Below are 22,721 nucleotides of genomic sequence, written 5' to 3' on the forward strand. Positions count from 1 at the left end.
GGGGCCACCAGCGGTGCGATGATCCTCCCTCGTTCACGGGGGAGGGGGACCGCCGAAGGCGGTGGAGGGGGCGGCCAAGCGAACCGGCCCTTCCAGCCAATTGGTCAGAGAATGCTCTGGCCCGTGGCCTTCCAGTCCTTCACGAACTGCTCGAGCCCCGACTTGGTCAGCGGGTGGTCGGCAAGCTTGTAGATCAGGGCCGGCGGGATGGTCGCGACATCGGCTCCCGCCAGCGCCACTTCGGTGACGTGGTTGGGCGAGCGGATCGAGGCCGCGAGGATCTCGGTCGAGAAGGCGTAATTGTCGTAGATGGTCCGGATGTTCTCTATCAGTTCGACCCCGTCGAGATTGATGTCGTCCAGCCGGCCGAGGAAGGGCGAGATGTAGGTCGCGCCGACCTTGGCCGCCAGCAGCGCCTGGTTGGGCGAGAAGCAGAGCGTGACGTTGATCTTGATGCCTTCCGAATGGAAGGTCTTGGTGGCCTTGAGGCCATCGATGGTCAGCGGCACCTTGACCACGACATTGTCGGCGATCTTGGCGAGGACGCGGCCCTCGGCGACCATGCCCTCGTAGTCGGTGGCGGCGACTTCGGCCGAGACCGGACCCGGCACGATCGAGCAGATTTCCTTGATGACTTCCTTAAAGTCGCGGCCCGACTTGGCGACGAGCGAGGGGTTCGTCGTCACCCCGTCCAGAAGGCCGGTTGCGTAGAGGTCGCGGATATCCTTGATCTCAGCGGTATCGACGAAGAACTTCATTTTTGTTCCCCTCCAGGAGGTGTGTTTTCTCTACTCAATAGGTAGTCGAAATCCGGCGCAGAACAAGCCGCGCCAGCTTGATTTAGCGCACCGCGGCCAGCAGTTTGTCGGCCAGCTCGCCAACGCGATCCTCGGGAATACCGGCGACGTTGATGCGGCTGTCGTTGATCATGTAGATCGCATCGTCGAGCTTCAGTTTCGTGACCACATCCTCGGGCAAGCCGAGCAGCGAGAACATGCCGGAATGCTCGGCGATGAAGTCGAAGTCCTTGGAGTTCGAGCGCTGGCGGATGGCATCGGCGAGCTTGACGCGCAGGCGCTTCATGCGCTCGCGCATCTCGGTGAGCTCGGCTTCCCATTCGGCGCGCAGCTCCTTGTCTTCGAGGATGACGCGGACGACTTCGGCGCCATGATCCGGGGTCTGGCTGATGGTGCCGCGGATGATGTTCTGCATCTGCGAGGAGACGACGTCGGCGGTCTCGCTGTCCTTCGCGATGGCGATGGCGACGCCGGCGCGCTCGCGATAGAGGCCAAAATTCTTCGATGCCGAGAAGGCGATCAGCGACTCGGGCAGGCTCGAGGCGACCTTGCGCACGCCATAGGCGTCGGCTTCTAGGCCATCGCCGAAGCCGAGATAGGCGAGATCGACCAGCGGGAAGGCGCCGGTGCGCTTGAGGCTCTCGACCACCTTGTCCCACTGGGCGTTCGTCAGGTTGGCGCCGGTCGGGTTGTGGCAGCAGCCGTGCAGCAAGACGATGTCGTCGCTCGTGAGGTCGTCGAGGACCTTCAGCATGGCGTCGAAATCGACGCCGCGCGTGGTGGTGTTGAAATAGGGGTAGTAGTTCACTTCCAGCCCGGCATTCTCGGCGAGCGGAATGTGGTTGGGCCAGGTTGGCTCGGAGATGAAGATACGCCCACCTGGACGCGCGCGGCCGAGCACCTGCAGCAGGATCATCAGCGCACCGGTGCCGCCCGCGCCGTTGACAGTGCGGATGCGCGACTTGTCGACCACGCCACCAAGCGCGAGGTCGACAATGGCGGACGAGAACTCCTTGTTGCCGACCACGCCCTTGTAGGTCTTGGTCTTGGCTGTATCGAGGATGCGCTGCTCGGCCTTCTTCACCGCCGACATGATCGGGGTGTTGTTACCCGGGTCTTTGTAGACGCCCACGCCAAGGTCGATCTTACCGTCACGGGGATCGGCGGCGTACTCGGCCATCAGCACGAAAATCTTGTCGAGCGTGGCCTTCTTGAGGGTCTCAAACATTCACGGGGTTCCGGGGAGATAAATGCGGGGGTGTTTATAGGCGGGATGGGCGGAATTGCAACGGGCCCTCATACTCCCCCGCTGCGCGGGGGAGTATGAAGAGGCTACCGTTTCAGCCCCTCGATCAGCTGCGGCACCACCTCGAACAGATCGCCCACGAGCGCGATGTCCGCGATTTTCATCAGCGGGGCTTCGGGGTCCTTGTTGATGGCGATGATCTTCCTGGCGCCCTGGATGCCGGCGAGGTGCTGCAGCGCACCGGAAATGCCGATGCCGATATAGAGATCGGGGGCGATGATCTTGCCGGTCTGGCCGACCTGCCAGTCGTTCGGTGCGTAGCCCGCATCGACCGCGGCGCGGGTAGCGCCGACCGCAGCACCGAGGACTTTCGCAAGGCCTGCCACCAGCGCGAATTTATCGGCCGAACCGAAGCTGACGCCGCCGGCGACGACGATCTGGGCGGTCGAGAGTTCCGGCAGCTCGCTCTCGGTGCGGTGCGCGGCGATAAACTTCGCCACCGCGGTGACAGCCGGGTTCACCGCGTGCACCGGCGCGTTGTTGCCGGTGACGGCCGGGCGGAAGGCCGAGGCGCGGATAGTGAGGAGGTGCTTGGCCTCGCCCGACGACACCGTCTCGATGGCGTTACCGGCGTAGATCGGACGATCGAAACGGGTCGGGCCGTAGATAGCGATCACGTCGGTGATCGGCATCAGGTCAAGCTTCGCCGCGAGGCGCGGGATGGCGTCACGGCCGGTGGAAGCAGAGGCGGCGACGATGTGGGCGTAGGGTTCGGCGAGCTCAGCGAGGAGCTTCGCCACGGCTTCGGCCGAGAGCGAGGCGAGTTCGGCGCTGTCGGCGACCAGCACCTTTTCGACGCCGGCAAGCTGCGCCGCTTCGGCAGCAACGGTGGCGACCCCCTGCCCCGCGACCAGCAGGTCGACGGGCCCGAGCTTTTCAGCGGCGGCGACGATGCGGGCCGTGGCGGCAGAGAGCTTGCCGAGATCGTGTTCGGCGAGAACGAGGACAGTCATCAGCGCGCCTCCAGTTCGGAGAGTTCGGACTTGATAGCGCTCGTCAGCTCCGTGACAGAAGCGACGGTGCGGCCACCCGGACGTTCGGCGGGCGGGTTGGTCTTTTCGACCTTCAGTCGCGGCGCGACATCGATGCCGAACTCGGCGACGGGGCGCACGGCCAAGGGCTTGGAGCGGGCCTTCATCACCATCGGCAGCGCGGCGTTGCGCGGGGTGTTGAGGCGGAGATCGGCGGTGACAATGGCGGGTAGCGAAACGCCGATGGTGGCGCGGCCGTAGTCGACCTCGCGGGTGACTTCGAGGCCGCCGTCCACCACCTTGATCTCGGACGCAAACGTCGCCTGCGGCCAATCAAGGAGGCCCGCCAGCATCTGGCCGACCTGGTTGGAATCGTCGTCCACAGCCTGCTTGCCGAGCAGCACCAGATCCGGCTTTTCCTCGGCGACAACCGCCTTCAGGAGCTTGGCGACCGCCAGGGTCTCCACCCGGCCATCGGCTTCGATGAGGATGCCGCGGTGGGCGCCCATGGCCAGAGCGGTGAGGATCACGTCGTTGCTCTGCTTGGGGCCGATCGAGACGACGACGATCTCGGTCGCGTGCCCGGCCTCGGCGAGCTGCACGGCAGCCTCGACGGCGTGCTTGTCGAACGGGTTCATCGACATGCGCACATTGTCGGTCTCGACGCCAGAACCATCGGGGCGGACACGAACGCGCACGGCGTGATCGACGACGCGCTTGACGGCAACGAGGATTTTCATCGGTTCCCTCCGAAAGTGCCCGGTCTTTTGCAGAAATGCCCGATCCGAGCAAGGTTGGGCGGGGAAATTCTGACCTGATGGATGGTCTCAGTGAGAAAGGTGTACCTGACCTCTGTCCGCATGTTTGGTGGGCCATGTTTGCGTTCCCGCGGGTTGACGCCGTGCTGTCCACCCCGGCACAGTGCGGCTTTACGGACCCAGGTTACCTTATGCCCGTCATCAACCGCATCGCGGAATTCGCCGACGAAGTCGCCGAATGGCGCCGAGATTTTCATACGCACCCTGAACTCGGCTACGACCTGCCGCGCACGTCGGGGAAAGTCGCGGAGCTGCTGCGGAGTTTCGGCGTCGATGAACTCCAGACCGGCATTGCGCAGACCGGCATGGTGGCGGTGATCAACGGACGCGGCCCCGGGCCGACCATCGGGCTGCGCGCCGACATGGATGCGCTGCCGATCAACGAGCGCACGGGCGTTGCCTATGCCAGCCAGAACGCCGGCCGGATGCATGCCTGCGGCCATGACGGGCATACTGCGATGCTGCTCGGCGCCGCGAAATATCTGGCCGAGACGCGCAACTTCGACGGCAAGGCAGTGCTGATCTTCCAGCCGGCCGAAGAGGGCGGCGCGGGCGGCAAGGCCATGGTCGAAGCGGGCGTGATGGACACGTTCGGCGTCGAACAGGTGTTCGGCCTTCACAACATGCCCGGACAGGCCGCCGGCAGTATCGCTCTGCGCGCCGGTCCGCTGATGGCGGCGAGCGACAAATTCGAGATCGTCATCGAGGGCAAGGGCGGGCATGCTGCCTGGCCGCAGAATACGATCGATCCGGTGATGATCAGCGCGCAGCTGATCATGGCGCTGCACACGATCGTGTCGCGCGACGTCGACCCGATCCGCTCGGCGGTGCTGAGCGTGACCATGCTGCAGGGCGGCGAGGCGTTCAACATCATCCCGCGCTCGGTGAAGCTCACCGGCACAGTCCGTTCGCTCAACGAAGAGGTGCGTGACCTCGTCGAGGTGCAGTTGCACACCGTGACCAAGGGCATCGTCGAAGCCTTCGGCGGCACGGCCGACATCAACTACCACCGCGGCTATCCGGTGACCGAGAATGCCGAGGCTCAGGCGGCCTATGCCGTGGGGGTGGCCGAGCAGGTCGCGGGCCCCGACCGGGTCGACGCCAATGTCGATCCGAAGATGGGCGGCGAGGATTTTTCCTACATGCTGCGGGCCCGGCCGGGCGCCTATGCCTTCCTCGGCAACGGCGACAGCGGCGAGCTGCATTCCGATACGTACAATTTCAACGACGAGATCATCCCGGTAGGGGTGAGCTACCTGGTGAAGCTGGTAGAGAACGCTTCGCGGGGATGAGTTCAGCGCGTGGGGCCTACCCCTCATCCGCCCTTCGGGCACCTTCTCCCACAAGGGGAGAAGGGTCCTCCACAGCAATCGCAGTCGGGCCTTCTCCCTTGATGGGAGAAGGTGGGCGAAGCCCGGATGAGGGTGGGGCGGCTGACATCGGCCTTCAACGAACGGCCCACTTTCCCCCTGCCCACATCCGTCCGATACTGCCGCTCCCACCAACCGAATCCCGTCGATGACTTCCGCCCTTCATGCCGGCGAGATTGCCCGGCGGACGATCCTGACATTGCTGATCTCGGCAGCTGGCGGCGGCGTCGCGGCGCTGCTGAACCTGCCTGCCGCGTGGCTGATGGGCGGAGCGCTGCTGGTTGCCATCGCGGCGCTCGGTGGCGTCAGGGTGATGCTGCCGAACTGGCTGCGCGATGTCGCATTCACACTCACCGGCCTCTCGATGGGGGCGAGCGTGGCGCGCGATTCGCTGGCGCTGATGGTGCAGTGGCCGGTGACGCTGGCGGCGCTCGTCCTCGAACTCATCCTGATCATCACGCTGACCGGGTACCTCTTGCGAAAACTCTTCGGGCTCGATCGCGGCACGGCTTACCTCAGCTCGTTCCCGGGACACTTGAGCTTCGTGATGTCGATCGCGGCGGCCGGCGTCGGCGACACGAGGCAGATCGTCATCATCCAGGTGATCCGCATCCTGCTGCTCACCATCTGCGTGCCGATCGGAGCGCTGTTCCTGCCGATCGGGCAGTACGAAGGCGGCAGCTCGGCGCCGCCGATGGAGCTGACAACGCTGGTCTCGGTGGCCATCGCCTGCGGCATCGTCGGCTACATCTTCACGCGGCTGCGCATTCCGGCGGGCTTCGCACTCGGCGCCATGGCGACCTCGATCAGTGCCAAGTTCGCGGGGCTGTTCGAGGGGCAGATCCCGCCCCTGTTCCTCGTCGGCGTGTTCATAATGGTCGGGGCGCTGATCGGTTCGCGCTTTTCCGGCATCACCATGGATGAGTTCAAGAAGGCGGCGATCGGCGGGCTCGCCGGTACGGCGCTGACCGTGGCCATCGTCACCATCATCGCCTTCGTTGTGACGCCGTTCGTCGATATGCCGTTCGGGCAGATCTGGCTCGGGCTGTCGCCGGGGGCGCTCGAGGGCATGGGGGCGCTCGGCATCGCGCTCGGGTTCGATACCGCCTTCATTGCGGCGCATCATGTCAGCCGGCTGCTCATGCTGACGGTCGCGATTCCGGTGGTCGCCATGCTGGTGCGCGACAAGGATTTGCCGTAGCGGCGCCGCAATTGTCGGCGCAAGTGCTGGCTCGACTTGATCTATCGCGCTTTCGAACCGGAAAAGTCTGCAACTTTCCTGAAAGCGCTCCGCGGAGATTTGCCATGCGCCTCTTGCCCCTTGCCGCGATCGCACTCGCACTCGCCGCGACACCGGCGCTGGCCCGCGAACGCTGTAATGTCGACAGGGGCCCGGCCGGCCTCAAGATAGAGTTCCACGTCGGGTTCGGCAGCGGCGTCAACGATCCGCAGATGGACGAGCAGATCTACAAGATGGAACTCAAGCGCCGCCACGGCATCGAGGCACGCTCTGTCCGCCTGCTCGGCGACGGCTGCCTCGAGGCGTTCGTGCAGAACCTCGATGGGACATGGCGGAACGAGTACTACGACCCGGACGACTATCGCCGGGTGGATTGAGACTCTGATCCTCCCCCGCTTCGCAGCGGAGGATCAGGACCCGTCCAGCCTAGGCCTTCTTCTTCCGCCCCCCGAAAGCCACCTTCATCTCGGCCGTATCGAAGAACGCGAACCCGTTGGCCGCGAGCTTCAGCTTCGTCTTCCTGCGCTCAGCGCCCTGCGACAGCTCGAGCGGCTCCAGCCCCTCGCCGCCCGTCAACGTCACCGTGATCGGCTCGCCCCAGAGGTTGAAGAGGCAGGTCATGGTCTCGTTACTGGTCTTGCTCGCCTGGCGGCGGAACGCCAGTAGCGGTTCGCCGGCCTTCAGAAACTCGATATCGCCGTCGAGCAGCACCGGGTGGGCTTTGCGGAAGGCGATCATCGCCCGGTAGAAGTTGAGGGTCGAAGCCGGATCGGAATTCTGCGACGCGACGTTGAGCGCCGAGTGCTCCGGCTTTACCGGCAGCCAGGGTTTGACCGTCGAGAAGCCGTTCGGCGCTTCCCCCTCTTCCCATGGTATCGGCGTGCGGCAGCCGTCGCGACCCTTGTACTCGGGCCAGAAGCGGATGCCCGGCGGATCGGTCAGTTCCTCGAACAGGATGTCGGCCTCGGGCAAGCCCAGTTCCTCGCCCTGGTAGAGGCAGACCGAGCCCTTGAAGCTCAGCAGCATTGCCGCCGCCTGCCGCGACAGCGCAGCCGGGCTTGCCGAATACGGGGCCCAGCGCGACATGTGGCGCATGACGTCGTGGTTGGAGAAGGCCCAGCACGGCCAGCCGTTCGGGGCGCCGGTGAAGAACTTCTGCTGCTTGCTCCGAAAATGCTCCGCGGTGAACTCCGGCCCGAGCATGTCGAAGGTGTAGGCCATGTGCAGCTTGTCGCCGCCGGAGGTGTATTCCTCCATCAGCTGCAGGCCCTTGTGGCTGTCGCCGATCTCGCCGACCGTGGTCGAGCCGGGGAACTCGTCGAGCAGCTTTCGCACGCGCTTCAAGAACGCGACGTTCTCGGGCTGGCTCTTGCCGTAGCGGTGCTCCTGCATGTCGTAGGGGTTCACCGCGTAAGGCAGGTGCTTGGGGCGGCGGGCCGGCGGATTGTTCCGCAAGAGCTTGTCGTGGAAGTAGTAGTTGACCGTGTCGAGGCGGAAGCCATCGACGCCGCGCTCGAGCCAGAAGCGCATCACGTCGAGCAGCGCATCCTGCACGGCCGGATTGTGGAAGTTGAGGTCGGGCTGCTCGATCAGGAAATTGTGGAAGTAGTACTGGCCGCGGGAGGGGTTCCACTCCCAGGCCCTGCCGCCGAACACCGATGGCCAGTTGTTGGGCGGCGAGCCGTCCTTCTTGGGGTCGGCCCAGACATACCAGTCGGCGCGCGAATTGGTGCGGCTCAGCCGGCTTTCGCGGAACCAAGGGTGCTGGTCGGACGAGTGCGACAGCACCTGGTCGATGATGACTTTCAGCCCCAGCGCATGGGCGCGCTTGATCAGGTCGTCGAAGTCTTCGAGGCGACCGAACAGGCGATCGACTTCCTTGTAGTCGGAGACATCGTAGCCCATGTCGCGCTGCGGCGACTGGTTGATGGGGCTGAGCCAGATCGCATCGACGCCGAGGCTGGCGATGTGATCGAGCCGCCGCATGATACCGGCGAGATCACCGACGCCATCGCCGTTCGTATCCTGAAACGAGCGCGGATAGACCTGGTAGATCACCGCGCCACGCCACCAATCCGTCATCGAAACCTCCGCCGCAAAGTTGCGGGCAGTGTCGCGGCGGGCTCGTGGAAAGGCAACCGCTTTGGCGGAATGGCGGTCGCGCGTCGATTGCGGCGCAGATTGCTTCGGCGGTAGAATTCGTCCCAGCGCGAGGGGCGCCTGGGGAGTTCGCAAAATGCTGCCTATCAACTGGTTGGCCGTGCTCGTTGCCGCCATTATCCGCATGGCGGTCGGCTTCGGCTGGTATTCGCCGCCGGTGTTGCTGAAGCCTTGGCAGGCGCTCACCGGGATCACGCCGGAGAAGATGCAGGCAGGTCTGGGCAAGGCGATGGTCGTCGACATCATCGCGTCGCTGATCATGGCCTTCGCGCTGGCCAATATCATCGTCGGTGCCGGGATTACCGACTGGCTCAACGGAGCGCTGGCCGGGTTGTGGGTGTGGCTGGGCTTCCAGGCGACGCTCCTGGTGTCGCTTTGGGGCTACGAGAACCGTTCGCTGAAGCTGATCGCCATCAACCTCGGCAACAACCTGATCGCGCTGGTGCTGATGGGGGCGCTGCTGGCGGTCTGGCGGTAGATTGGGCCCAGCAAGACCCACTGGCTGTCATTTCTGCGAAAGAGGGGACCAACCCTCAGCTGGCGCGGGCGGTGAGATGGATCCCTGCCTTCGCAGGGATGACACCGAGTTTGGCGCGAGTCCGGTGCCTACCCCTCGTAAGCCACCGACGGAATCTGCGTGGCGAACTTGCCGCCCGAGACGTCGATCGACGCCCCAGTGATATACGCCGCCAAGTCCGACGCCAGGAAGCAGACGAGGTTGGCGACGTCCTGCGCGTCTCCCCAGCGGCGGAGAGTCAGGGTGTCGAGCAGGCGCTGGGCGCGGGCGTCGGGCAGGTTGGCGTAGCCGTTCATCTGGGTCGGGATCATGCCCGGGGAGTAGGAGTTCACCGTTACGTTGAACGGGCCGAGTTCGCCGGCCAGCACGCGCGTGAACTGCACCACGGCCGACTTGCTCGCCGCATAGGCGGCGCTGCCGATCGACGGGATGATGGCGGCAAAGCTCGCCGCGTTGATGATGCGGCCGGAGGCCTGGCGTTGCATGATCGGCGACACCGCCTGGCACATCAGGAACACGCCCTTGGTGTTGGTGTCGAAGTTGGCATCCCACACCGCTTCGGGCAGCTTGTCGACGCGCGCGCCGGCAGCGACGCCGGCATTGTTCACGAGGATATCGACGCGGCCATACTGCTGCTCGATGGCATTGACTGCAGCGGTGACTTGCGCCGCTTCGCGCACGTCGCAGAAGACGCGGGTGCCGGGCCAGCCGGCTTCGGTCCATTCGACCGCGGCGTCGTCGAGCAGGTCCTGCTTGAAATCGAGGATGATGACGGTCGCGCCCTCCTTGGCGAGGGTGCGCGCAATCTGACGGCCAATGCCGCGGCCGGCACCGGTGACGATGGCGACCTTGTTGCTCAGTTCAATCTGCAAAGTGGTTTCCTCCAATACGGCGTGGGCGCCCTCTCTCCCGAGGGCACCCGCTGCAATTACACGACAGCGCTGATCAGCGGCTCGCCGTCGAAATGGGCGACGAGGTTGGCGACGACGAGGTCGCCCATCTTGTCGCGGGTCTGGTGGGTGGCGCTGCCCTGGTGGGGCGAGAGTACGACGTTGTCGAGCTCCCAGAACGCTGGATCCATGGCCGGCTCTTTCTCGAACACGTCGAGGGCGGCGCCGGCGATCTTCCAGTTCTTGAGCATTTCGAGCATGGCCGCTTCGTCGATCAGCGTGCCGCGCGCCACGTTGACCAAGTAGCCCTCGGGACCCAGCGCTTCCAACACTTCGCGCGAGACGATCTTTTCGGTGCCCTTGCCGCCCGGCGCGATGATCACCAGCCAGTCACTGTCGCGCGCCATGTCGGTGAGGTTGTCGTAGAAGACATAGGGCTCGTCGGCCTGCTTCTTCCGGCCATGATAGACGACGCGCATCTTCATGGCCTGGGCGCGGTTGGCGATTTCCTTGCCGATGCGGCCTAGGCCGAGGATGCCGACGGTCTTGCCGGTGAGCTCGCTCTGCAGGCGGTAGCCGACCTTGGCCCACTTGCCCTGGCGTACGAACTGATCGGCCTGCGGGATGCGGCGGGCCAGCGCGATCATCATGCCGATGGTGAGCTCGGCCACGGCGTCGTTGAGGACGTTAGGCGTGTTGGTGACGCGGATATTGCGCGCCTTGGCGGCCTTGGTGTCGATCGAGTCGTAGCCGACGCCGAAATTGGCGATGATCTCGAGCTTGGGGAGCTTGTCCATCAGCTCGCCATTGACGTTGCCACCTGCGACAGCGCGCACCCGTCCGCCGATCTCCTTGATCAGCGCGTCCTTGTCCGCCGCCGTGTGCAGCTTGTGCACGGTGAAGCGCTCGGCGAGCGCCTTCTCACAACGGTCATGCAGCTTGTGCGTCTGGAGAATCTCTTCCGGCATCGTCCCTACCCCTGTTGGCGCGTGTTGTATGGTAGTTTTGCGCGAGGGTGAAGGCGACATTGGTGGCACTGCTGCCGCTTTATTGCGCGCGAACCCGGCTTGTCGCCCTTCAACAAAAGTGTACCAATGGTGGCGAGTGGGATAGGCCGTAAGCCCTTGGGAGTTAATGTCCGCAACGCCGTTTGACGAAATGCATAACGCGGACAGCTCGATCCGCGACCCTTATCTCATTTTGCAGGAGTGGCTGAAGGACCAGCCGCCGCAAGCCCTGGGCCTGATGTCGGCTGACGCCGAGAGTCTGTTTCGCCGGCTGGGTATTACCTTTGCTGTCTATGGCAGCAACGAGGGGACCGAGAAGCTCATCCCCTTCGACATCATCCCGCGCATCGTCTCGGCGATCGAATGGCGCAAGCTTTCGAAGGGCATCGAGCAGCGCGTGCGGGCGCTCAACGCCTTTCTCTATGACATCTACCACCGCCAGGAGATCCTGAAGGCCGGGCGGGTGCCGGAGAAATTGATCCTGCAGAACTCGGCCTTCTGCCCGGAGATGATGGGGCTCGATCCGGCGCGCGGGGTCTATTCGCATATCATCGGCGTGGACCTGGTTCGGACCGGTCCGGACGACTGGTACGTGCTCGAAGACAACCTGCGCACGCCATCGGGCGTCAGCTACATGCTGGAGAATCGCGAGGCGATGCTGCAGCTCGCGCCGGAGCTGTTCCAGCGCTACAAGGTCGCCCCGGTCGAGACCTATCCCGAGACGCTGCGGCGGACGATGGAGAGCGTGGCGCCGGGCGGCATCCACGGCTCGCCCAATCTTGTCGTGCTGACGCCGGGCATCCACAACTCGGCCTATTTCGAGCACTCGTTCCTCGCCGACCAGATGGGTGCCATGCTCTGCGAAGGGCAGGATCTCTTCGTCGAGAACGGCAAGGTCTATATGCGGACGACCACCGGCCCCGAGCGGGTCGACGTGATCTACCGCCGCATCGACGACGATTTCCTCGATCCGCTGACCTTCCGGCCGGATTCGATGCTGGGCGTGCCGGGGCTGTTCGATGCCTATCGCGCCGGCAATGTCACGCTGGTGAATGCGCCGGGCACCGGTATCGCCGACGACAAGGCGGTCTATGTTTATGTGCCGGAGATCATCGAGTTCTATCTCGGCGAGAAGGCGCTCCTCAAGAACGTCCCCACCTACAATTGCACCAATGACGACGAGCGGGCCTATGTGCTCGAGCATCTTGAAGAGCTGGTGGTGAAGGAAGTGCACGGCTCGGGCGGCTACGGCATGCTGATCGGCCCAACCTCGACCAAGGCGATGCGCGAGGAGTTCAGGCGCAAGATCCTGGCGCGGCCGGACAACTACATCGTGCAACCGACGCTGGCGCTTTCGACCTGCCCGACCTTCGTCGACAAGGGCATCGCGCCGCGGCATGTCGACTTGCGGCCGTATGTGCTGTGCGGCGACGACATCCGGATCACGCCCGGAGGGCTGACGCGTGTGGCGTTGAAGAAGGGCTCGTTGGTGGTGAACTCGTCGCAGGGCGGCGGGACGAAGGACACCTGGGTGCTGGAGGATTGAGGATGAGACAGAGCTTGTTGCCCTCCCCCCAAGCGCCGAACTCCGAGGTGTACCATGCTCGGTAGAACCGCGCAAAACCTCTTCTGGCTCTCCCGCTATATCGAGCGGGCCGAGAACATGGCGCGCATGTTCGAGGTCGGCTACCGCATGAGCCTAACCTCGCGGCGCGAGGGTGGCGCCTCCGAGCACCTGGTCTCGATGATGCAGGCGGCCGAGGTCGATGAAGGGTTCAACGACAAGTACCAGATCGCCGACGTCAAGAGCGTCGCCGACTACATGATCTTCGACGAGGACAACTACTCGTCGGTGAAATCGTGCCTGCTCGCGGCACGCACCAATGCGCGCTCGGTCCGCACGGCGCTCACCACGGAAATGTGGGAATCGATCAACGCCGCATGGCTCGAATTCTCGGCCATCCGCCCGCGCGACATCTCGGGCGCCAAGCTCCAGGAACTGCTGTTCTGGATCAAGCAGGTGAGCCACCGCTATCGCGGGGCGTTGCTCTCCACCTTCCTCCGCGACGAGGGTTATGCCTTCAGCCAGATCGGCAATTTCGTCGAGCGGGCCGACAACACGGCGCGCATCCTCGACATGAAATACTACGTGCTGCTGCCGCGGGCGACGATGGTAGGCGGCGATGTCGATATCGCGCAGTGGACGATGATCCTCCGCGCCGCATCGGCGCATCGCAGCTACCGGCACGTCTACCATGACCGCTACAAGGCCTGGAATATTGCGGATTACCTGATCCTTCGGCCCGAAATGCCGCGTTCGCTGGTGTTCTGCGTCGACTGGATCAACCGCACGGTGGATATGCTGGAAGAGATCTACGGCACGCGCACCAAGGGGCACGATGCGGTAGACTCGGTGGCCGAGCTGCTCGAAGCGACCAGCGTCGATCGCATCTTCGAGAACGGGCTGCATGAGTTCCTGACCGAATTCATCAACCGCAACAACAACATCACCGACGCCCTCGCCGAGAGCTACAACTTCTACTGATGCAGATCGCCATCCGACATAGACTCAGCCTCGCCCTCGGCAGCGGCATCGCCCGCAGCGTTCAGCATGTGCTGCTGACGCCGCAGACCGGGCCGACACAGACCGTCCGCGAATGGACCGTGGAGATGCCGGGGTTCGACCGCGCCGCAGCGTTCATAGATGCGTTCGGCAATCGGGCGCATCTCGTCAGCCAGACCAGGCCAGACGCCGAACTCACCATCTCGGTCAGTGGTGTCGTCGAGACGATCGACCGCAACGGGGTGATCGGCCGGCAGCAGGGCGACATTCCCCCTGCCCTCTACCGGCGTCCGACGGGGCTGACCAAGCCAATCGGCGCGATCACCAGCAAGTTCCGCACGGCGCCGAAAAGCGGGCAGGATCGCATCGCACTGCTGCACGCGCTGATGGCCCGCGTCGGCGAGGTGGTCGGCAGTGCCGAGCAGTCGCAATCGCAGGACGGTCAGAGCCAGTCGCAGACTCAGGCGCAGGCGGCCCGTCCGCCCGCCTCGGACTTCGCGCATGCCTTCATCGGCGCAGCGCGGGCGCTCGAAATTCCGGCCCGCTACGTTTCGGGGTATCTGGCCGCCGATAGCGAGACGCCGACGCTGCATGCCTGGGCCGAGGCGTTTGACGATGGGCTGGGCTGGATCGGCTTCGACCCGGTGCTGGATGTCTGCCCGACGGACCGGCATGTGCGCATTGCGGTGGGGCTCGATGCTGTGTCGACCATGGCCGTGCGGGCGGTGCCGGCGGTAGGCGAGCCGAAGGTGCTGTCGATGACCATCGAGGCGGCGCAGTAGGGTTGCCGAGAGAGAGGCCCCCCGGCCTCCCCCACAAAGGGGAGGTGAAGAGTCGAGCTGTGTCTTCGATCCAGCCTCAAGCGCCGGCAGGCACCTCCCCCTTTATGGGGGAGGATGGGAGGGGGTCGTCTGCCTCAGTCAGGCGCTATATCCCCAGCAGATACAGCCAGCCGCTGACCGTCAGGACGCTCAGCACCGTCGAGATCAGCACCGTGTTCGTCGCGACGTTCACGCCGCGATTGTAGTAAGTCGCGAACACGTAGGCGTTGATGCCGGTGGGCATGGCGGCAAGCAGCACGCCGTAGCGGGCGAACTCGTGGTCGACGTGCAGGATGTGGACCATCAGCACCCAGGCGATAAAGGGCTGCACCAGCAGCTTCAGCAGCGAGAGCGACAATGACTGGGCCCAGTTCTCGCTCAGCTTGTAGTCATTGAGTGCACCGCCGAGGCCGAACAGCGCGGCGGGCGTCACCGCCGCCGCCATCATGGTGATGAAGGCATCGACCGGCTCGATCATCTCCAGCTTGGCGAAATTGGCCGCTGCGCCGAGGACGATGCCCCAGAGCAGCGGGTTGGAGACGATGCGGACCGCCGCCACGCCGAGCGCCTTGTGCAGCGGCGCGCCGTCGCGGCGGACGAGTTCCATGGTCAGCATGCCCAAGGTGATCAGCACCGAGGCGTGAAAGGCGATGATCGAGAAGGCGGTAAGCAGCGCATCCTCGCCATAGGCGCGCTGCATCACCGGAATGCCGATCAGCACGGTGTTGGTGAAGAAGGCCGAAAAGCCCGACGCTACGCTTTCACCCGGCTTGTTCCTGAACACTTTCGCGGCGAGCAGGATGCCGAGGATGAACACCGTGATGGCGCCAACGTAGAAGGGCACGATCACGTCCCAGCGGAAGGCGGTCGAGAAATCCGCCGTCGCCATGGCGTTGAACAAGAGGCAGGGCGTCGCGAAATTGTTGACGAACATCACCAGCCCGCGCACGCCCTCGGACGGAAACATCCGGAACCGGACCGCGAGGTTGCCCAGCGCCATGATCGCGAAGACCGGCAGGACGACGTTGAGGATGGCGAGCATGGGCAGGGCCGAACAGGTGTCCCCTGCTAGTGCACGCGATCGGTCCGCCGGTCAATGGAGCGGCACCACATGTAGTTCACGCAAGAATTTCCGCGCATTATGACGTTGATCAGCTGCCGCATTCTCTCCTAGATCGCCGCAAGCATCACGACCGGGGACGACCGTATGACCACCACCACGCCCGTGGATATCTTCATCATCGGCGGCGGCGTGAACGGGACGGGCATAGCGCGAGACGCGCAGGGGCGTGGGCATTCGGTGATGCTGGCCGAAATGCACGACCTGGCCTCGGGCACGTCATCGGCGGCGACCAAGCTCGTGCATGGCGGGTTGCGCTATCTCGAACACTACGAGTTCCGGCTGGTGCGGGAGTCGCTGATCGAGCGCGAAGTGCTGTGGGCGTCGGCGCCGCACATCATCTGGCCGCTGCGCTTCGTGCTACCCTACGAGAAGAACCTCAGGCCGGCGTGGCTGCTGCGGCTCGGCCTGTTCGTCTACGACCATCTCGGCGGCCGTAAGCTGTTGCCCGCGACCAAGACGCTCGACCTGATGCAGGACGCGGCGGGCAAGCCGCTGAAGCCGGGGCACAAGGTGGCATTCGAATACTCGGACGGCTGGGTCGATGATGCCCGGCTCGTGGTGCTCAACGCGCGCGACGCGGCCGACAAGGGCGCGAGCATCAACGTGCAGACCAAGGTCACCTCGGCGCGGCGCGAGAACGGGTTGTGGGTCATCGAGATGCAGGACAAGGCGGGCAAGCGCAGCACCGCCTCGGCCCGGCTGCTGGTCAATGCCGGCGGCCCGTGGGTCGATCATGTGATCGCCGAAACGCTGGGCAAGAACGACGCGCACAATGTGCGGCTGGTCAAAGGCAGCCACATCGTCGTCAACAAGCTGTTCGACCACGACCGCTGCTACTTCTTCCAGAATGCCGATGGCCGCATCTTCTTCGCTATTCCCTACGAGCACGATTTCACCCTGATCGGCACCACGGACCAGGATTTCGCCGGCGATCCCACCGGCGTGAAGATCAGCGACGAGGAAACGGACTACCTGCTCGCCGCCGCCAACGAGTATTTCGCCCGCCAGATCACGCGCGCCGACATCGTCTGGACCTACTCGGGCGTCCGCCCGCTGTTCGACGATGGCGCCAGCGCCGCGCAGGAAGCGACGCGCGACTATGTGCTGAAGACCGAGGGCGATGAGGGCGAGGCGCCGCTCATCAACATCTTCGGTGGCAAGCTCACCACGCACCGACGGCTCAGCGAGCAGGTGGTCGACAAGATCGATGCGCTGATCGGAGCGAAGGGCCCGAAATGGACGCGCGACGGCACGCTGCCCGGCGGCGACTTTCCGCCCACCGCCTTCGAAGCCACGCTGCGCGGGCACATGTCGAGATATCCCAAGCTCGGACTGCCCGTGCTGCGGCGCATGACGCGGGCCTATGGCACGCTGGTGCCAACCATTCTCGGCAACCGCCAAACGGCGAGCGAATTCGGCACCCTGTTCGGCGGCACGCTGACCCAAGTCGAGGTCGATTACCTGATGGACCACGAATGGGCGCGCACCGCCGACGACGTGCTCTGGCGGCGCAGCAAGCAGGGCCTTAGGTTCAATGCGGAAGAGAAGGCGGCACTGGCCGACTACATGGCCAAACGCCTCGCAAAAGAGGGAATCTCGACGTGACGGGCAATATCCTCGCCATCGACCAGGGCACGACTTCGAGCCGCGCCATCGTGTTCGACGGCCAGCAACAGATCGCCGGGCTAGGCAAGATGGAGTTCACCCAGCATTTCCCGCAGGATGGCTGGGTCGAGCATGTGCCGGAGGAAATCTGGGCGACGGCATTGTGGAGCGTCAAGACGGCGCTGAAGCGGGCCAACCTCAAGGCCCAGGACATCGCCGCAATCGGCATTACCAACCAGCGCGAAACGACGATCGTCTGGGACCGGGCGACCGGCAAGGCCATCTACAACGCCATCGTCTGGCAGGACCGGCGCACGGCCAAGCTCTGCGAAAAGCTGAAGTCGGCCGGTCACGAGCCGATGATCTCGAAGAAGACCGGCCTGTTGCTCGACCCGTATTTCAGCGCGACCAAGCTCGCCTGGATCCTCGACAACGTGCCGGGGGCGAGGAAGCGCGCGGAAAAGGGCGAACTCGCCTTCGGCACCGTCGACTGCTTCCTGATCTGGCGGCTGACGGGCGGCAAGAGCCACGCCACTGACATCACCAATGCCAGCCGCACGCTGCTGCTCAACATCAAGACCGGCGAATGGGACGACGAACTGCTCAAGCTCTTCCGCATCCCGCGCTCGATGCTGCCCGAGGTGAAGGAGAACGCCGACGACTTCGGCACCACCGACCCCGAAGTGTTCGGGACGCCGATCCCGATCTACGGCGCGGCGGGCGACCAGCAGGCGGCGACCATCGGGCAGGCCTGCTTCAGTCCCGGCATGCTGAAATCGACCTATGGCACCGGCTGCTTTGCCCTGCTCAACACCGGCAAGGACATGGTGCGCTCGAAGAACCGGCTGCTCACCACGGTCGCCTACCGCCTGAACGGCGAGACGACTTATGCGCTCGAGGGCGCCATCTTCATTGCCGGTGCATCGATCCAGTGGCTGCGCGACATGCTGAAGGCGTTCGAGAAATCCTCCGATGCCGGCCTGCTCGCGGCCAAGGCGGATCCGACGCAGAACGTCTACCTCGTCCCGGCCTTCGTCGGCCTCGGTGCGCCGTGGTGGGACTCCGCAGCGCGCGGCTCGCTCACCGGGCTCACCCGCAATACCGGGCCGGCGGAGCTGGCGCGCGCGGCGCTCGAATCCGTCAGCTACCAGACGCGCGACCTCGTCGATGCGATGCGAAAGGACTGGAAGGGCGCTAACGATACAGTGCTGCGCGTCGATGGCGGCATGGTCGCCTCGGACTGGACCATGCAGTTCCTCGCCGACATCCTCAATACGCCGGTCGATCGCCCAACCATCCTCGAGACGACGGCCCTCGGGGCCGCCTGGCTTGCCGGCTACAAAGCCGGCGTGTGGCCGGACCAGCAGGGGTTCGCCGCCCGCTGGGCGCTCGACCGGCAGTTCAACCCGCATATGGACGACGCGGAGCGGAAGCGGAAACTGAAGGGGTGGCGGGATGCGGTGCGGCGGACGCTGTCGACGAGCTGAGAGCTGGCCTCTCCTTCATCCTCCCCCGCTTCGCAGGGGAGGATGAAGAGCGGCTTCGCCGCCATCCAGCCCTCAGTGCCACGCCTCATACGGCCCGCCGGCGATGAACGCCCAGTACACCCGGTACTTGCTTTTCCTGTTCGCCGGCACCGTCGCGACGGCCAGCCCGAACTCCTGGAACTTGGTCGAGAGCAGCGTGTCGCGGTGGGCCGGAGACGCCAGCCAGCCCGAAATCGCCTGGTCGAGCGTCGATTGCCCGCCGGCGACGTTCTCGCCTACTGCCAGATCGTAGCCGGCGGTGGTGACGCGCTGGCGCAGGGTCACGCCGAGATCGTGCGAGAGCGTGTCCTTGGCGGCCATGAGGTTGGCCTGCGAGCGGGCGGCGGCTTCGAGCTTCACGTTGTAGCGCAGCGGCGGCTTGCCGTTGGCGGCGCGGGTGCCGTTGATGGCCGCGAGGATCGTGCCCTGGCTCAGCTGCATGGGCGCGGGGGCCGTGCTGTTCCGGCCGGGGGCCGGCGCAACGACCGAACTGCAACCCGCCAACAGCATCGCCGTAGCGAGGATCATGAAACCGGAACGCAGGCGAAGCATCAGGCGAGACTATCCGAACGTGGGGCGGCGGCATGAGCGCGCCAATTTTGGCAACGCCAAGGCCGCTGCAATTGGCCGATTACACGCTTCTGCGAGCAAGGTTCTTGTTTTTGTCGCGCTCTCGAACCGGAAAGGTCTGCAACTTTTCCTGATCACGCTCCGGGTGAGCCTACACGGCATTTGAATCTAATTAAGCATGATTTTGCATGGCGCTGGCCGGTTTCCCCGGACGCGCGCACCCTTGGGCGATAGCGGAGGGGCTAGCCCATGATCGACAACGAGATCGAGCATTTCGACGTCCGCGCCGTTACCCGGCACGAGCTGGCGCGGCAGCTGAGCTATGCGCGGAACATGCTGGTCGCCTCGGCCGCGGCCTCACTGGCCATTCTTGGCGCCGGCGCTTACTTCCTCAGCCTCTGGCTTTAGCGGCGCGCCGGCGCCAGCCCTGAGGGCTGCCAGCACCAATACCACCAAGACTGCCACGGCGATGGCAGGCGCCCATTCCGGCGCGCGCCCGGCGACCCAGGCGAGCGGCAACAGGATCACCACGTCGATCGCGACATAGAGCAGCGTCACCTTGCGGTGCGAGCCGAAGCGGCGTTGCAGCGCCTGATAGGCATGGCGCTTGTGTGCCTCCCAGAAGCGCTCACGCCGGATGACGCGACGGACGAGTGTGGTGAGGCTGTCGGCGAGGAACAGCGCCGCGAGGATCAGCCATTGCCAGAGGCTCAGCCAGAAGCTGGTGATGGTGGTGAGCGCGAAGAACGCCGTCATCAGCCCGAGATATGTGCTGCCGACATCGCCCATGAACAGCTTCGCCGGCGGCCAGTTCAGCAGCAGGAAGCCGAGGGAGGCGGAGGCGAGCCCGACCATCCACCACAGGCGTGGGTCCTCGGTGATACCAGGCTCGAACGCAACTGCGATGAGGGCGCCGCCGAGCATGAGGAAAATAGCCTCCGAGGCGGCGAGGCCGTCGATGCCGTCCATGAAGTTGTAGAGGTTGATCCACAGCGCTCCGCCAAGCGCGAGGAGGATCATGATCACCGATTCCGGCAGGCCGGTCAGCGCCATCACCACACCGAGCGGCAGCACCGCGACGACGGCGCCCATCAGCAGCACCTGCGCGCCCAAGCGCCAGCGGGCGGCGAGCGGGCGGCGGTCGTCGGTGTAGCCGATATAGGCGATGAGGATCGACGCCATGATCACCGGCACGCCGAGAAACGGCAGCACCAGCGCGCAGAGGAGGCCGGCAATGGTGCCGCCGACCGCGATGCCGAGCCCCCCGCCCGTGGGGGTGGGCGTGGCGTGCGAGGAGCGGGCGTTCGGCTCCTGCACCAGCCCGAGGCGCTCGGCGCGCCGCATGATCCACCAGGCGGTGAGGAAGGACGCGACCGCGGCGATGGCGGCGAGGATCAGGCCGAGAGTGGGCATCGTGGCTCCGGGACGGGAGTCACAGGGTTAGCGGGAGGCGGTCGCGGGGACAAGGGATGGCCGAGAGAGACGGCCCCCTCCCGGCCTCCCCATAAAGGGGGAGGTGAAGAGAAGAGGCTCCCTCTTCGATCGTGCCTAAAGCGCCGGCAGGCAGCTCCCCCTTTTTGGGGGAGGATGGGAGGGGGTCGTCTGTCTCAGTCAGGCCTCAGCCCGCGTAAAGCTGCAGCCCGCCGTCCACACGGAGCAGTTGCCCGTGGATGAACTTGGCTTCCGGCGAGCACAGGAACACCACCGCGTCGGCGATTTCCTCGGGTTCGGCGTAGCGGTCCATCGAGACCTTGTTGGAGTTCATCTTGTCCGGATCGACCGTGCGGGTGGCCTGGAAACGGGCGGTCTTGGACGGGCCCGGGCTCACCACGTTGACGCGGACGCCGTGTTCCTTCACCTCCTCGGCGAGGCAGCGGGTGTAGTGGGTGACGGCGGCCTTGAGGGTGGCGTAAATGCCGCCGCCGCTCACGCCGATATGGGCAGCAACCGAGGCGATATTGACGACGATGCCGTGCTGGCGCTCGACCATCTGCGGCACAAAGGCCTGCGTCACCAGCATGGTGCCGATCAGGTTGTTGTTGGTGAGTACCATCAGATCCTCGTAGGTGATGCCGAGGATGTTGTTGGGCACCGGCTTGCCACCCGCCGCGCCGATGTCGCCGCCAGCGCAGTTGACGAGGATTTCGACCGGGCCGAACTTTTCCTCGATCTCCTTGCGCATGTTGGCCACCGCGTCGCGGTCGCCGATATTGCCGGTGACGCCCATCGAGCGCACGCCGAGACCTTCGATCGTCTTGATCATGAAGCCGAGATTGTCGGCCTCGCCATACTGGGCGGCTGACTCCCAGGTCAGGTCGTGGACGACGACGTCAGCGCCGCGTGCGGCGAGCTTTTTCGCCATCACGCTGCCCAGGCCGCGGCCCGAGCCTGTCACGAAAGCGATTTTGCCAGAAAGATCCTTTGCCACGGCGGGCCTCCAATCACATTAGTCCAATAGCTTTGAGGTTCGCGGCGCTTTTCCGGTACTGCCCCAGCTCGTATTCGATGAGTTCGTGGTCAGCGTTGCGCTGCCACGGCGTGCGCCATTCCTCACCAGGCTCGAACCGGTTCCTCTGCAGCGCGAGGAGGCACGCGGCGAGGTCTTCGGCCTGCTTGGGCGCGTAGCCGTGCCACCACTCGGGCGTGTAGAGCTTGACGTGCCGGTCATCGAGCGCGCCGATTTCGATGCAGGCAATCATCTCGTCATTGTGCTTGGCGAGGATGTCGAACATTTCCTTGTGCGGAACGCAGCCGTCGCCCGAGGGGCAACGCACGAGGCGGAAGCCATCGGGCTCGATCACGGCGCGATAGTCCTTGACGTGGCAGTGCCGCACATAGGGCGCGATCACGCGGGCGAAGTCGAGTGGCGACTCGGCCACCGGGAAGGTGTTGGCCATGTCGAAGACGATCCGCACGTGCGGGCCGTATTCCTCGCAGAAGCCGACCAGCTCGCGAGACGTGAAATCCTGGTGGTTCTCGATCAGCAGCACCACGCCGGCGGCTTCGAGCTTGGGCACGGCGGCCTCGAGCTTCTGGTTCACCGAGGCGATCAGTTCATGCCAGCGCGGGCCGGCCGCGGCACGGTCGCCGCAGAGGATCGGGGTCAGCGCGACGCGGATGAACTTTGCGTCGAGCGCCTTGGCGCAGCGGACCAAGAGGTCCATGTCGCCATGCTGCAGGCCCGAGCTCAACACGCGCTTCCAGCCGAGATCGTCGAGGCGCGCGCGGAGCGAAGCCAGCTCGGCGTCGGACATGTCCTTGAGCCAGCCTTCCCAAAGCTCGATAGCCTTGCCGCCGAGCTCCTGGGTCAGGCGGATGAAGCCCTCGAGGCCCGCGCCATTCGGGTTGTGCCTCGGCGTACCCGCGCCCTGCAGGCCGAGATAGTAGGTGAGGCCGTAAGGGTTGAGGCCGGTCGTGATCTTCATCGTGTCACCGTC

At 64.9% G+C, this 22,721-nt stretch carries 22 protein-coding genes; 10 read left to right on the forward strand and 12 right to left on the reverse strand.

Annotated elements, in window-relative coordinates:
- Positions 1–104 precede the first annotated feature (104 nt).
- The 4 genes from fsa to ACOYW5_RS09000 all read right to left on the reverse strand — a co-directional run bounded on the left by fsa (position 105) and on the right by ACOYW5_RS09000 (position 3,814).
- On the reverse strand, positions 105–758 hold the full coding sequence (gene fsa, locus ACOYW5_RS08985) for a fructose-6-phosphate aldolase (RefSeq protein WP_423068907.1): 654 nt from the start codon (positions 756–758) through the stop codon (positions 105–107).
- 82 nt (positions 759–840) lie between these two features.
- Positions 841–2,025 (reverse strand): aromatic amino acid transaminase, encoded by a 1,185-nt coding sequence (locus ACOYW5_RS08990; RefSeq protein WP_423068908.1) that lies wholly within the window; start codon positions 2,023–2,025, stop codon positions 841–843.
- Positions 2,026–2,129: 104 nt separating this feature from the next.
- The gene (locus tag ACOYW5_RS08995) at positions 2,130–3,056 is read right to left on the reverse strand and encodes an electron transfer flavoprotein subunit alpha/FixB family protein (RefSeq protein WP_423068909.1); all 927 of its coding nucleotides are present in this window, start codon (positions 3,054–3,056) and stop codon (positions 2,130–2,132) included.
- Positions 3,056–3,814, reverse strand: coding sequence for an electron transfer flavoprotein subunit beta/FixA family protein (locus tag ACOYW5_RS09000; RefSeq protein ID WP_423068910.1), 759 nt, complete (start codon positions 3,812–3,814; stop codon positions 3,056–3,058). Before ACOYW5_RS09000 ends, ACOYW5_RS08995 begins: the two co-directional genes overlap by 1 nt.
- A gap of 209 nt (positions 3,815–4,023) precedes the next feature.
- Here ACOYW5_RS09000 and ACOYW5_RS09005 point away from each other — a divergent pair, with 209 nt between their 5' ends.
- The 3 genes from ACOYW5_RS09005 to ACOYW5_RS09015 all read left to right on the forward strand — a co-directional run bounded on the left by ACOYW5_RS09005 (position 4,024) and on the right by ACOYW5_RS09015 (position 6,879).
- Positions 4,024–5,184, forward strand: a complete 1,161-nt coding sequence (locus ACOYW5_RS09005; RefSeq protein ID WP_423068911.1) for a M20 aminoacylase family protein — start codon at positions 4,024–4,026, stop codon at positions 5,182–5,184.
- A 226-nt stretch (positions 5,185–5,410) separates the two neighbouring features.
- Positions 5,411–6,463, forward strand: a complete 1,053-nt coding sequence (locus tag ACOYW5_RS09010; RefSeq protein WP_423068912.1) for an AbrB family transcriptional regulator — start codon at positions 5,411–5,413, stop codon at positions 6,461–6,463.
- Between the two features lie 104 nt (positions 6,464–6,567).
- Positions 6,568–6,879: a hypothetical protein gene (locus tag ACOYW5_RS09015; RefSeq protein ID WP_423068913.1), complete on the forward strand. Its 312-nt coding sequence runs from the start codon at positions 6,568–6,570 to the stop codon at positions 6,877–6,879.
- Positions 6,880–6,928: 49 nt separating this feature from the next.
- Here the strand turns inward: ACOYW5_RS09015 and ACOYW5_RS09020 are convergent, their stop codons facing one another.
- Positions 6,929–8,584, reverse strand: a complete 1,656-nt coding sequence (locus ACOYW5_RS09020) for an alpha-glucosidase family protein (RefSeq protein WP_423068914.1) — start codon at positions 8,582–8,584, stop codon at positions 6,929–6,931.
- Between the two features lie 154 nt (positions 8,585–8,738).
- Between ACOYW5_RS09020 and ACOYW5_RS09025 the strand changes: the two genes are divergently transcribed.
- Positions 8,739–9,140 carry a DUF1761 domain-containing protein gene (locus ACOYW5_RS09025; protein WP_423068915.1) on the forward strand — a complete coding sequence of 134 codons (402 nt, stop codon included), beginning with the start codon at positions 8,739–8,741 and terminating at the stop codon, positions 9,138–9,140.
- Positions 9,141–9,268: 128 nt separating this feature from the next.
- Here ACOYW5_RS09025 and ACOYW5_RS09030 read toward each other — a convergent pair whose 3' ends face one another.
- Positions 9,269–10,051, reverse strand: coding sequence for an SDR family NAD(P)-dependent oxidoreductase (locus ACOYW5_RS09030; protein WP_423068916.1), 783 nt, complete (start codon positions 10,049–10,051; stop codon positions 9,269–9,271).
- A gap of 56 nt (positions 10,052–10,107) precedes the next feature.
- Positions 10,108–11,037: a 2-hydroxyacid dehydrogenase gene (locus tag ACOYW5_RS09035; protein WP_423068917.1), complete on the reverse strand. Its 930-nt coding sequence runs from the start codon at positions 11,035–11,037 to the stop codon at positions 10,108–10,110.
- A gap of 190 nt (positions 11,038–11,227) precedes the next feature.
- Here ACOYW5_RS09035 and ACOYW5_RS09040 point away from each other — a divergent pair, with 190 nt between their 5' ends.
- From ACOYW5_RS09040 to ACOYW5_RS09050, 3 genes are read left to right on the forward strand one after another with little or no spacing between them, the layout of a single operon-like run.
- Positions 11,228–12,622, forward strand: a complete 1,395-nt coding sequence (locus ACOYW5_RS09040) for a circularly permuted type 2 ATP-grasp protein (RefSeq protein ID WP_423068918.1) — start codon at positions 11,228–11,230, stop codon at positions 12,620–12,622.
- A gap of 54 nt (positions 12,623–12,676) precedes the next feature.
- Complete coding sequence (locus ACOYW5_RS09045; protein WP_423068919.1) at positions 12,677–13,621, forward strand: alpha-E domain-containing protein; 945 nt, start codon at positions 12,677–12,679, stop codon at positions 13,619–13,621.
- Positions 13,621–14,421 carry a transglutaminase family protein gene (locus ACOYW5_RS09050; protein ID WP_423068920.1) on the forward strand — a complete coding sequence of 267 codons (801 nt, stop codon included), beginning with the start codon at positions 13,621–13,623 and terminating at the stop codon, positions 14,419–14,421. The genes ACOYW5_RS09045 and ACOYW5_RS09050 overlap by 1 nt, the downstream gene beginning before the upstream one ends.
- A gap of 145 nt (positions 14,422–14,566) precedes the next feature.
- Here the strand turns inward: ACOYW5_RS09050 and ACOYW5_RS09055 are convergent, their stop codons facing one another.
- The gene (locus ACOYW5_RS09055) at positions 14,567–15,502 is read right to left on the reverse strand and encodes an AEC family transporter (RefSeq protein WP_423068921.1); all 936 of its coding nucleotides are present in this window, start codon (positions 15,500–15,502) and stop codon (positions 14,567–14,569) included.
- 165 nt (positions 15,503–15,667) lie between these two features.
- Here ACOYW5_RS09055 and glpD point away from each other — a divergent pair, with 165 nt between their 5' ends.
- A complete protein-coding gene (glpD, locus tag ACOYW5_RS09060) occupies positions 15,668–17,188 on the forward strand; it encodes a glycerol-3-phosphate dehydrogenase (protein ID WP_423068922.1) in 1,521 nt (506 codons plus the stop codon).
- Complete coding sequence (gene glpK, locus ACOYW5_RS09065) at positions 17,185–18,675, forward strand: glycerol kinase GlpK (RefSeq protein ID WP_423068923.1); 1,491 nt, start codon at positions 17,185–17,187, stop codon at positions 18,673–18,675. Before glpD ends, glpK begins: the two co-directional genes overlap by 4 nt.
- Before the next feature lie 72 nt (positions 18,676–18,747).
- On the opposite strand, the gene ACOYW5_RS09070 is transcribed toward glpK, so the two are convergent.
- Positions 18,748–19,266 (reverse strand): CAP domain-containing protein, encoded by a 519-nt coding sequence (locus ACOYW5_RS09070; RefSeq protein ID WP_423068924.1) that lies wholly within the window; start codon positions 19,264–19,266, stop codon positions 18,748–18,750.
- A gap of 267 nt (positions 19,267–19,533) precedes the next feature.
- On the opposite strand from ACOYW5_RS09070, the gene ACOYW5_RS09075 reads away from it, so the two are divergent.
- A complete protein-coding gene (locus ACOYW5_RS09075) occupies positions 19,534–19,692 on the forward strand; it encodes a hypothetical protein (protein ID WP_423068925.1) in 159 nt (52 codons plus the stop codon).
- Here ACOYW5_RS09075 and ACOYW5_RS09080 read toward each other — a convergent pair.
- From ACOYW5_RS09080 to ACOYW5_RS09090, 3 genes are all read right to left on the reverse strand, one after another.
- The gene (locus ACOYW5_RS09080; protein WP_423068926.1) at positions 19,642–20,697 is read right to left on the reverse strand and encodes an MraY family glycosyltransferase; all 1,056 of its coding nucleotides are present in this window, start codon (positions 20,695–20,697) and stop codon (positions 19,642–19,644) included. The genes ACOYW5_RS09075 and ACOYW5_RS09080 overlap by 51 nt on opposite strands.
- Positions 20,698–20,902: 205 nt before the next feature.
- Positions 20,903–21,712: an SDR family NAD(P)-dependent oxidoreductase gene (locus ACOYW5_RS09085; RefSeq protein WP_423068927.1), complete on the reverse strand. Its 810-nt coding sequence runs from the start codon at positions 21,710–21,712 to the stop codon at positions 20,903–20,905.
- A gap of 13 nt (positions 21,713–21,725) precedes the next feature.
- Entirely contained in the window at positions 21,726–22,709 is a 984-nt protein-coding gene (locus tag ACOYW5_RS09090; protein WP_423068928.1) for a sugar phosphate isomerase/epimerase family protein, read from the reverse strand.
- Positions 22,710–22,721: the final 12 nt, after the last annotated feature.

Source organism: Devosia sp. CN2-171 (genome assembly GCF_049354815.1).
GTDB lineage: Bacteria > Pseudomonadota > Alphaproteobacteria > Rhizobiales > Devosiaceae > Devosia_A.